11 protein-coding genes are annotated in these 10,299 nt (G+C 49.0%); 9 read left to right on the top strand and 2 right to left on the bottom strand.

Translation table 11 applies throughout. From position 1 onward, the window contains the following. The first annotated feature begins 201 nt into the window (after positions 1 to 201). From BLS51_RS21405 to BLS51_RS21380, 6 genes are all read left to right on the top strand, one after another. Positions 202 to 915, top strand: a complete 714-nt coding sequence (locus tag BLS51_RS21405) for a DUF2971 domain-containing protein (protein WP_175472645.1) — start codon at positions 202 to 204, stop codon at positions 913 to 915. A gap of 100 nt (positions 916 to 1,015) precedes the next feature. Next, positions 1,016 to 1,531: a YfbU family protein gene (locus tag BLS51_RS21400; protein ID WP_090188203.1), complete on the top strand. Its 516-nt coding sequence runs from the start codon at positions 1,016 to 1,018 to the stop codon at positions 1,529 to 1,531. Between the two features lie 86 nt (positions 1,532 to 1,617). Beyond that, positions 1,618 to 1,941, top strand: a complete 324-nt coding sequence (locus BLS51_RS21395) for a hypothetical protein (protein WP_090188200.1) — start codon at positions 1,618 to 1,620, stop codon at positions 1,939 to 1,941. Between the two features lie 98 nt (positions 1,942 to 2,039). Then, complete coding sequence (locus BLS51_RS21390; protein ID WP_090188197.1) at positions 2,040 to 3,047, top strand: hypothetical protein; 1,008 nt, start codon at positions 2,040 to 2,042, stop codon at positions 3,045 to 3,047. 244 nt (positions 3,048 to 3,291) lie between these two features. Continuing rightward, the gene (locus BLS51_RS21385) at positions 3,292 to 3,741 is read left to right on the top strand and encodes a hypothetical protein (RefSeq protein WP_217636475.1); all 450 of its coding nucleotides are present in this window, start codon (positions 3,292 to 3,294) and stop codon (positions 3,739 to 3,741) included. 102 nt (positions 3,742 to 3,843) lie between these two features. Beyond that, complete coding sequence (locus tag BLS51_RS21380) at positions 3,844 to 4,284, top strand: TIR domain-containing protein (protein WP_090188194.1); 441 nt, start codon at positions 3,844 to 3,846, stop codon at positions 4,282 to 4,284. A gap of 138 nt (positions 4,285 to 4,422) precedes the next feature. Here BLS51_RS21380 and BLS51_RS21375 read toward each other — a convergent pair whose 3' ends face one another. After that, a complete protein-coding gene (locus BLS51_RS21375) occupies positions 4,423 to 4,986 on the bottom strand; it encodes a toll/interleukin-1 receptor domain-containing protein (protein WP_217636474.1) in 564 nt (187 codons plus the stop codon). A gap of 799 nt (positions 4,987 to 5,785) precedes the next feature. Between BLS51_RS21375 and BLS51_RS29530 the strand changes: the two genes are divergently transcribed. From BLS51_RS29530 to BLS51_RS21365, 3 genes are all read left to right on the top strand, one after another. Continuing rightward, positions 5,786 to 6,568, top strand: a complete 783-nt coding sequence (locus tag BLS51_RS29530; protein ID WP_139168753.1) for a toll/interleukin-1 receptor domain-containing protein — start codon at positions 5,786 to 5,788, stop codon at positions 6,566 to 6,568. Positions 6,569 to 6,752: 184 nt separating this feature from the next. Then, complete coding sequence (locus BLS51_RS21370; RefSeq protein WP_090188191.1) at positions 6,753 to 7,892, top strand: Thoeris type III anti-phage system protein ThcB4; 1,140 nt, start codon at positions 6,753 to 6,755, stop codon at positions 7,890 to 7,892. Between the two features lies 1 nt (position 7,893). Next, positions 7,894 to 8,475, top strand: a complete 582-nt coding sequence (locus tag BLS51_RS21365; protein ID WP_090188189.1) for a Thoeris type III anti-phage system protein ThcA — start codon at positions 7,894 to 7,896, stop codon at positions 8,473 to 8,475. A gap of 88 nt (positions 8,476 to 8,563) precedes the next feature. On the opposite strand, the gene BLS51_RS21360 is transcribed toward BLS51_RS21365, so the two are convergent. Next, on the bottom strand, positions 8,564 to 9,655 hold the full coding sequence (locus tag BLS51_RS21360; RefSeq protein ID WP_139168752.1) for a hypothetical protein: 1,092 nt from the start codon (positions 9,653 to 9,655) through the stop codon (positions 8,564 to 8,566). Positions 9,656 to 10,299: the final 644 nt, after the last annotated feature.

The raw sequence follows: 10,299 nt of genomic DNA, 5'->3' as shown, positions 1-10,299 counted from the left end.
AGAGCTATACTGGAGCATTCTGACGCATCGAGTTCATAACCTATGCTTTATAAATATCTACCTCCTCAACGCGCACATATCATTTTTGACGGCAAGATCCGCTTTAGTCAGCCGTGCGCCTTAAATGATCCATTCGAATCGGAATTTCTAATTGAGACCAGAGAGCATAACGAAGAGTATCTCAGGCTTCATGAAGAGAACATGAAGAAGATCATCGCGGAGCAGAATGAAGACCTCAACAATCCCTTTGTGCAGGCTTCATACACTGCCGCTGTAAATCAGGTCCGAGCTTTCATTCTTCAAAAGAGTTATCCGTCAACGGTTGGGCGTGAATTCGCAAAAAGCATGAACCAGCGTCAGGGCGTTCTATCGCTCTCGCGAACGAATAATAATATTTTGATGTGGTCACACTATGCCGATTCTCACAAAGGGATCGTGCTTGGACTTGATGAAACCCACGATTTCTTCTCCGGCGTCGATAGGATGGGGCTGAAAAGGCCGCCACGAAACGTCGTGTACAGCACCAAACGTCAGCTCGTTAAGGCGGGCGACACGCAGGCTTTTGAAAAGTTGATGTGTCAAAAATCCTTGGATTGGGCGTACGAAGAAGAAGTACGGTTATTCAGGGCATTTGGGACCGATGAGGAATGCCTATCGTTTTCTCCACATCAAATCCATCTATTTGAACTGCCTAAGACGTGCATCAAACAGGTCTACATAGGCATGAACGCCAGCACAGAATTGCGTGCTGCAATCATTGCAATTGGGGGGGCAATTTATAAAGACTGGGAAATTTTTGATACACGGGTATCCGATGAACATTACGAACTTGTGTTTACTAAGTCACAAACGTACGGATATCGCCAGAGCGACGGGTACTGGACTCAGGAGCTACTTCGGGGTCTAGGTCAATAATTCGGTTTCTAGAGAGATGACGCAAAGAAATTATCACGTGGCCACTTGCAAATCTGGCAATCAAACACAAGTGCATGTTTCACGAACATGGAGTTGAGAAATGGACATAAATTTCACCGATGCCGAACGCGTCATCCTAGCAAACCAGTACGATATCTTGGGACGACTCGACGAGAGCAATCGCAAGGATTATGAGCGGACCGCAGCGGCGCTGCGCGACGGCCACTCGTACATTTACGACCAGGTGTTCGACTGGGTGTCGCCGGTGCTGGCACAGGAAAAGCAGGAATTCGTTCTCGCCGTCCTGAACCTTTACAGCAACCTCAATAACAGCGTGCGCCATTACGGTCCGGATGCGGGCATCGCAAAAGAGGATTTGGCGTGGCCAGGGTTCGACGGAAACAACGAATCCGACCTGTATTCCTTTTCCTGCGCGCTGGCCAAGTCCGGACGCTACCCCGAACTGCTCGGCGAGGAAGGTATCAATTCCCACAGCCATACGCTCGATATATACAAACGCATGCTCAAGCGGAGCATCGAGGTGAACGCGCACTATCCGCTTAATGTGGATCAGGCCATGCAGATCCTCGACGCTCGGCGTTATCCCGGCCAATAATCGAGCACGGCGCGTGTGGACTGCGAGCAGCCTCCGCTGATCCCACGCCGCGCGATCACTGTCTCCCTACATTGAAGGGCATTTTTATGAGTACCGCTATCAACGCATATGGTAAGCATGACGCAGAGTATTACGTCGATTGGTTCGAAAATCGTTTTGAAGAATACGTCGGCGACTTCGCGCGCGTAATCGTGCTCAATGGGCAGGCCACTGTTGGCAGACCCATGATTCAAGCACTCGTGAATGCCTACCATGATCTCGGCTACGGCATCACGCCGCTGCGCTTGTCGCCAGCCCACATCAACACGCTGCACATGCTTGTGTTAATCACCGGGGCAAGCTTGGAGCACTCTGGAGAAAATGAAGGCTTGAACATCCTTGAAGCCGGCCGCTTCGTGGCTGACCGCTAGCCGTTACGGAATTGTACAAGTGCTGGCGGCGCCAGCACCTCGGCACGGCTGCTTCACTGATTTAACGCACACAGAACAAATCGTCACTATGCCTACCTATGCCTAACTATGCTTACTTTCAAATGTGGGAACCGCAGCGCAAGTCTTTGATCTGGACTCACACTTTTTACTATGAGCAAGGGAAAAAGAGGCTGCTTGCGCAATTCGACGACATTGGCGGTGAAGCCAACGCCGAAACGGAAAAATGGATGGTCGAGCAAAGCCGAGTCGCTGATCCGGACGGCGATTTTTCCGATGTCTACGAAGACGCTAATGATCACAATTCCGAGGTGTATTATTTGCTGCAGGAAATGCGAGACAGCACGCGGCTATCGCTTTTAGCCGGGATGTTTCACGAATGGGAAAAGCAGGTGCGGAACTGGCTGGTAACTGAATCACGGCACTGGCACAGCGGCGACGAGGTGAAATCCTCGATCTGGAAAGTGCAATTCGAACCGCTGATGGACCTGTTCAACAGCATGGGATGGGACATCAAGGCCGCAGCGTTTTATCCCAAACTGGAGGCCTGCCGGCTGGTGGTCAATGTCTATAAGCATGGATCAGGGCAATCGTTCGACGATCTGGTGAGGAAGTATTCGCAATACGTCAGAGGCGCCTTCGAGAACGGTGCTTTCCAGCAAGTACAAGCCGAGTTACGACGCCAGCAGTTAGCCGCTGGCGCCAAGCAGGAAGAAGTGACGAAGCTCAATCAAGAAGGGGCGCACTTAGTTGCGGAACTAGCCCACACCAAGCAGTCGCTTTACGAGCAATTGACCAATGGACGTAAACTGGAACAGAAGATCGAGCAGCTGCAAACGCTCCTGCGAAATGCCGAGAATATCGAGCGTCAGCTTGCAAGTAAAATTGCTAAGGTCGAGCTATTGGGTGAGCAACTCAATACCGTGCGTGCCGAGTCAGCCACGGCGCTTGCCCGATCCCGCGAACTGGAGCTAGAGCTGGCGCAGGCCAATGCCAAAGCCGAAGTACAGGAACAGATCGGCGACCAGTTTCGCGCTTACCTCGACAAGATTGCAACGAGGCCGGCCGCAGCAAAGTCCCAAAGCTGAGCCCAAAGGGAATTTACGCTTTATTGTGAAACAGATATCCTCATCCATGTCTCCGACTTGACCGACTGTGAACATTTTGATATTGTGTCTTCAGGGATAGAAAGGGATACCAATGGCAATTACTCGAACTGTACTGCTTAGGGCCGGCCGACAATGCGCCGCTCCTCAAGTCCGACCGCCGGAGTATGACCCTCGTCCTGCGATGCCTACAATCACATCAAAAACAATCTAGCGACATGGGTAAATGACGCCATCGTTCCCGCAGATAGACCAAGGCCCCGAAATGTCCGAGTTTTCCAACAAGCACAAACACCTGGAATTCATTCAGGCCTCCATCGGCAGAATGTCGGGTAATCTATTCTTGCTGAAAGGGTGGAGCGTTACGCTGATTGCAGCACTCTTCGCGCTAGCGGCCAAGGACACCAATAAGGCATATATCGTCGTCGCCTATTTTCCACTATTCATCTTCTGGTTCTTGGATGGCTACTTCCTTGCGATGGAGCGCCGTTTCCGTTCTCTATATGAGCACGTCCGCCAGCTCAAGGAGGAGGATATCGATTTCTCGATGAACACCGAACCGTACAAGATTGACTCACGAAACCAATGGTTCTCGGCCTTGTTCTCACGGACTTTATTCCCTTACTACATTACCTTGGGTCTTCTGATGATTCTGCTGTCTATCTTCATTCACTAGACACAGCGTGGACACTAACCACCAGGGTATCGAAGTCAACGCAGATCGAACGGCAACTGAGCAGCGCTGCACCCCTAGCACCAATTCCTGAGGAGAAAGATAGTGGCTCGCAAAGTATTTTTCAGCTTCAAATACGATGACGTGCATCGCGCGATGAACGTGCGTAACAGCAACGTAATTGGCGGAGTTATGAAGTCCGGATTTATCGACAAAGCTGAGTTCGAAAAAGTAGAACGCCAAGGTGATAAAGCAATCCAAGCGTGGATTGATAACCAGTTGAACGGCACATCCGTCACCGTAGTTCTTGTCGGCGCGAATACCAATAAGAGTAAATGGGTTAAATATGAAATTGAGCAAAGCATCGCTCGTGGCAACGGTTTGCTGACGATTGACATCAGCAGAATCTCCGATATGCAAGGAAATACTACAGACTGCTGCTCGCTACGGACCCCAGGAAGCAAACACTACCTCTGGAACAAAGACAACGGTCGAGAAAACTTAGGCGCCTGGGTTGAATCTGCGGCAAAAGCTGCGGGTAGGTAAGTCAGGAGTCCGGATTGTTATCGGCCTAAGGTGAGGCTACACAGCTCATATATCAATCCAATTAGAGTTTGGATACAGAACCACCCCATTGTTTAACTACGTTGGGGTAGTTATTTAAGCTATTCAATAGCGTGATATTTATGTTTTACCTGCGATAAAGTCCGATAAATTTCTTCTCCGGAATGAGCCTTTAATATTGACCTCTACATTCCCCAGCGTATCTGACTTTTCAACGAGCGGATAGAGTCCCAAATATTCTTGTCCCTCAAATGAGCTGCGCCAATCTTCTAGAACAGGAAAAATTGCGACACCACCCCGCTTAAATCCATCAAAATATCCGAGTTCCCATGGAGTCCATTTTGACGATGAAGAGTTTTCCGTCGCAATAAAAATCAGCGAGGAGCAGGACTTCATCCTATCCCGGAGTACCGAAGCTGTTTCCGGCGTGACGTTCGTACGATCTAGCTCGGCATCATCAATCCAATCAATATAGACACTTTTCCCAAGCTCTTCGAGAACAAGTTTAACGCCAAGAACTATGTCTGCATCTTTAGTGCTATGCGATAAAAACACGTCATATTGCTTCCATGAAGCGTATGACTCCATAGACTCCGTAACGATACTTTTCGCAGTAGCGCGATATTTTTGATTCACGTGGGTTTGCGCACGTTGGCGGATTTCCCCTTGCTTAAAAAATGCCATTCACGTCTCCATGTAACCTAAATTTGACTTTCCGGTGGGAGCTATTTAATCATCAAGCCACCCCAATTGCACGTCTTTTCAGTTTTATTCCAAGACAGTTATTGTATCTTGAAAATCGAAAAAAGCTGAGGAAATGATGCAAACTTGAGTATTAGCATCCAAACCACCTACCATTTAGCATGTCAGAAACGCCATTGTTTAGCACCGGAAAGCACCACCGGGTAGCATCCGGAACTGCCACTAGGCTGGTTGCCTGAGTTTGCGTAGGGCGGTAGTCTCATCACTACCGCGAGCGAATCACATAAGTTGCCGCCCCTGTTCTTGATGGCCACCACCACCCCATGGCATAGAACGTGGCAACACGGACTTGTGAGATTTCGCGTATTTTTCTGATGAGCAAGATGCTATCCTCTGTGGTCACCGGCCGATTTCGGCCAAAAGTCGACATACGAATTTATATACCACTGGAAACTTTTAACTTCGATACCTGTTTGATCTAGGCTCAGGAGTTTGCCTTTGGTCGGAAAATGATCTGGCGAGGATAGATTCGGATATGCAGTTCATTTGGATAGTCTTGAGCTAACATCACAGTCCAAAGCTCAAGCAGAAGAATTAATTGCGAGATTTGACACGTCCCTTGACTGGAACTATCCGTCAACAGCCCGCGTATTCAACGTAGATCAGGACGCAATAATATGAGGAAAATTTATGGCGTGGCAGTCTAATGTTTTCGCCTACGTGATTTATGCCGAAAGCTTAAATCTATCCTTGACTTTGCTGTATTTTTTTGGGAGCGATGATGTACCAAGCATTTAATTTTACTGTAAATGATGAGAGTTTAGCTGCTTATCCGGAAAGCCCTGTTTCAATTGTCTCCGAATTTAAGGTTCAATCACGTGAGAGCTTGCTTGCAAATCTTAAAAATGGCGTACTCGATGCTGCCGCTCTTGAAAAAGACTGGTTTGGGGAGGTTGAAGCTGACGTTTTTATATCTCACTCGCATGCTGATTTAGATCTTGCGAATAAAGTAGCTTTAATTTTAGAAAATGAATTGGGGTTGAAATCGTTTGTTGACTCTCATGTATGGGGTTACGCAGATGATTTGCTAAATATCATTGATAAGGAATTCTGTTGGAAAGAAAGTAGAAAAATGTTTGACTATCAGTCTCGGAATAGATCAACATCAAATGTTCATCTCATGTTATCGACTGCATTGACAAAGATGATTGATAAGTGCGAAGTGGTGCTGTTTCTTAACACTGAAAACTCTATTTCTTCAGAAAACTATGTTAAGGAGGGCGAGGAAACTACGGGATCTCCGTGGATTTACTCTGAGCTTATAACTACCAAATTTTTACGTAAAGAGAAGCGAAATAGAGTGGGAAATGAGAATTATTCTACCAAAGGAGCGATGGATAGTGTTCTTGCGAAATCTTTCCCTAGAGTAAGTTATAAGGCTCATCTTTCCCATCTCACTCCTATGGACGCAGAGGATTTTCATAAGTGGTGTGGGCAAGGTCGGATGGGAAATGCGGCGCTTGATTTCCTGTATGATTATTTACCAGATGTTGGAAATCGTTGATCCAAACAAATACAATAGTAGTGCAACGATAAATGACCTCGAAAGCCTCTGATTTCAGGATAATGCAGTGCGCGTGTCCTTCATTTTTAAGGCTTTGCGTTTCTGAAAAGATGGGTTTTTGGCCCCCAGTAATGACGAACCAAGTTTGTCGTCTAATTTTTAGAACTTTCCAGATTGGAACAATATGGCGTTTTACGAACTGGCAATTTTAGGCAAGGCTACGCCAGAGATAGTTGCTGAACTGCGGCAGCAGTTGGTGGACAAGTTGGCCGAGTTAAACTTCAAGCTCGACGATGATGTGAGTCTATTCGTAGGTGATCCAGATGGCTTCACGCCAAGTGGCGAGAGGTGTTCTGCTGCCCTTTGCTTTGCAGTTGATGCTGAACATGAAGAGAGCGTGAAACGCCTGATGGGACGTGGTATCCCAGTGATTCCTGTCGCAGTCGGCAAGGGCTTTGAGGGTTTTCCTGCGAGTATTGCCGCCTTGAATGGTATGTTTTGGGATAAGGCCGGGGTGCGCACTGTTGTGATGGCCCTCCTAGAGTGCGTGACGCTGCTTCCAAGGCAGCGTCGGGTGTTCATCAGTTATCGCCGTGATGAATCGACAGAAGCTGCCTTGCAGTTGTATGCAGAGTTATCGGCCCGTCAATTCGACGTTTTTCTGGATACGCACGATATCCAGCCAGGTAAGCACTTCCAAGACATGCTTTGGCAACGCCTGTGTGATTGCGATGTGCTACTGTTCCTCGATACTCAGAAGTATTTCGACAGCCGATGGACCGATGCTGAATTCGGCCGCGCTACTTGGCGTGGTATTCCCTTGGTTAGGGCTGCTTGGCCTAGTGTCCAACTCAACCCGCGTGCTCAACTGGCGACGTCCGTGCAGCTTGATGCACCCGACTTTCCTGCCCAGCCCGGACAGCTCTCGGGCCTAGCCATTAAGAGGATCTGCGACAGCGTTGAGGACGTGCGGACTCAGAGCGTTACAACCCGCTTCCAGCTGCTGATATCTACCTTGAAAGCTTCTGTCGAGCGTGGCCAAGGCAAGCTCGAAGGGTTATCACTGCGTCGTAGCTTGACTGTTACGACCCCGACCGGGAAGCGTATTGCGGTCTATCCGTCTCTTGGAGTGCCCACTTCCTATACTTTGTTCGACGCAACTCGAGGTGATCACGCTCCGCCCTCAGCTGTTGTGTACGATGACACTGGTGTTGAAGAGCAAGAATGGAAGGATCATATGGATTGGATCTCCAGCCATGTAAAAGGCGCCGTTCGCTTAATCAGCAGCTACAAGGCCGGCTGGCACTTCTCCGATTGGAATTAATATGAAAGCAATCTTTTTATCAGCAAGTATTCCCGCACCTGGGCGGGAATATTACGGTACTGCGAACCCTCTGCTGATACATGCAGCGGTACGTGCATTCTTGGCCTTGGTTCTCGGCCGACGCCATCTGGTGTGGGGTGGGCATCCATCTATTACACCAATGGTAAGTGCTGCATGCGAAAGCCTAGGCTTGCCGTACTTTGACGCGGTGACCCTCTATCAGTCTAGGGCCTTTGCCAAAGACTTTCCAAACGAAAATGATCGCTTCGATAACGTAGTTCTCACCCCAGAGGGAGTCGATAGAGATAGTAGTTTGCTTACTTTGCGTCAGATCATGCTTGGGTCCCATGAATTTGACGGTGCTGTATTTATCGGCGGAATGAACGGTGTAATAGATGAACACGGTCTCTTTAATCAGATGCATCCGCATTCTCCGGTGTTAGCTGTACACAAGCCGGGGGGCGCAGCAGCAGACTTAGCACTCAAGCTCGGCTATGACCCGAAGGCAGATCCAATGCCGACAGATTTTACCCAGATATATATTGACCATCTCGGAATATCCCCCACCGAACCAAGGGCTTAGAACAATGTTCTGTGATAAGGAATAGCAGATGACTACAGCTTTCGATAGCACTGGGGCAGGGGACCACTCTTTCCGCTCTCGTAGCCCTTTAGTAGTCTAATACCGAAGGGCGCTTTATGCCCGCCTCGCTAAAGACCGTCTCAAAAAATGGCGCAAGCGAATTTCGCGCTGATTTGTCGTCATAAACACCGCGCGCCGATACTACGTCGTTCAAGAACGGGCCAGCGTGGCGAGGACCATTGTGAAGCGGGTATTGGAAGGTGTAGCCTTTTACTCCTTCAATGCCTGCCTCCCATTGCAGCGGCCCTGTTATCCCGAGTCGTCGGAGGAAAGGGACATATCGTTCTGCAGCGGAAGTGAAGTAGCCTTCTGGGAACGCAATTTCACTGGGACGACCCATTGCAGTGAAAGCCTGTGCCGGGTAAGTGTCAATTGACCACAACTCGCCACTCTTAAAGCAAAAAACGATTCCGTCCACATCGGTTTCACCAGGAATCGGACTTGCGTACACACCCCAGCCGTCTGGACCGCGCAACTTACCAAAACTTTGATACGCGTCACTCATAGGACGAATTATTGACTGGCCGAATGTCCCCGCATCTTCGATCGCTGACGTCTCCCAATGACGGCCTTGTTCCAGTACGGGTGCGATTCGAAGCCAGAATGACGGGCCCGACCGCAACCTGACTTCTCTGGAAACGCTCGGCTGAAAACCGCCAAAAGGTGACGGTGCGATGCCAATCGCGTCACCGTCTGCACGAAAGCGTGCGGCTCCTTGCTTCGGCATCCCTAAATTGAATGGCCCCTTAGGTATTTCTGAGCTTGGCGTGGCCTTAAAGTCATCGCTCAGGAATACGGCTCGAAGCTCCCTTGTGAGCTTCTCCGTCAGCGCTTCGCGAGCCGCCTTTTTTGTAGCAGTATCCGCGTCTTCTGGACAAGAGTACGTAATCGGGTAGCGAAGGTGCCGCATATCAAACGGAAGCGATTCCGAAGTGGGCGCACCATACGCATCGTTCATCACAGCGATGATCCGACCATGGCCTAATGATTTGAGCGCCCAGCCGTATTCGATGAGAACGTTCGGATTAGGAGAAGGGCGCTTGTCAGCCCGGATGCCGACGAAAGTCAGGTCAGCGATAAATAGCGCCGCGCTATCAATCTTTTTGAAAATCGAATCCATGATCGGGGGCGATCCCGCTAAGCCGTGCGTGTCGCTATCCAAAACCAGTTGTCTATTAGCTTCATCGAGCGTTGCGTCTTCAGATAACTTAGCGATAGCAATTTGAAGGGCGGTTTCTAGCAGTTCTTTTCCGCCGACGTCCGGCCTGTCAGACTGCCAGGAAAAAATACGCTTGTGCTCATAACTATGTAAATCAGTGGAAGATCTTATAAATATAACCGAGAGCAGATGAAAGCTGCCAGCTAATCCTGCCCAAATTTCTTATGCTTATTTGACAGCAGACCAGGGTCATCGTTTCTGTTATCTCATTCACATGAGTCCGCGGTTTCTGCTCTACGCATGATGCCGATGACGAATTCAAGCCCAGTTCTCGCTTCGCTCATCTCCCAGAAAAAGAGGAATTCAAGAGTTCGTTGGCTCGTTTGATTGTTTCTGCTTCGAACATCTAGCCAAACGAACTAGGATCGATAATTCAGGAGCAGAACTTCATTTACGTAAATCTGCATACAAATCAACTCGATTATCGGCCTTTACGCAATAGTACATACGTGGCGTCATAAACGCAGAATATCGCCACGTCCTAAGCTTTAGGTAATGAATGTATGCAGTTTTAGGTGAGAGCGCTCCATGCCGATATTGCCCGG

It is taken from the genome of Duganella sp. OV510, assembly GCF_900100205.1.
GTDB lineage: Bacteria > Pseudomonadota > Gammaproteobacteria > Burkholderiales > Burkholderiaceae_D > Rugamonas.
The sequence above is the reverse complement of the archived record's forward strand: the minus strand, read 5'-3'. Positions and strand labels throughout refer to the sequence as shown.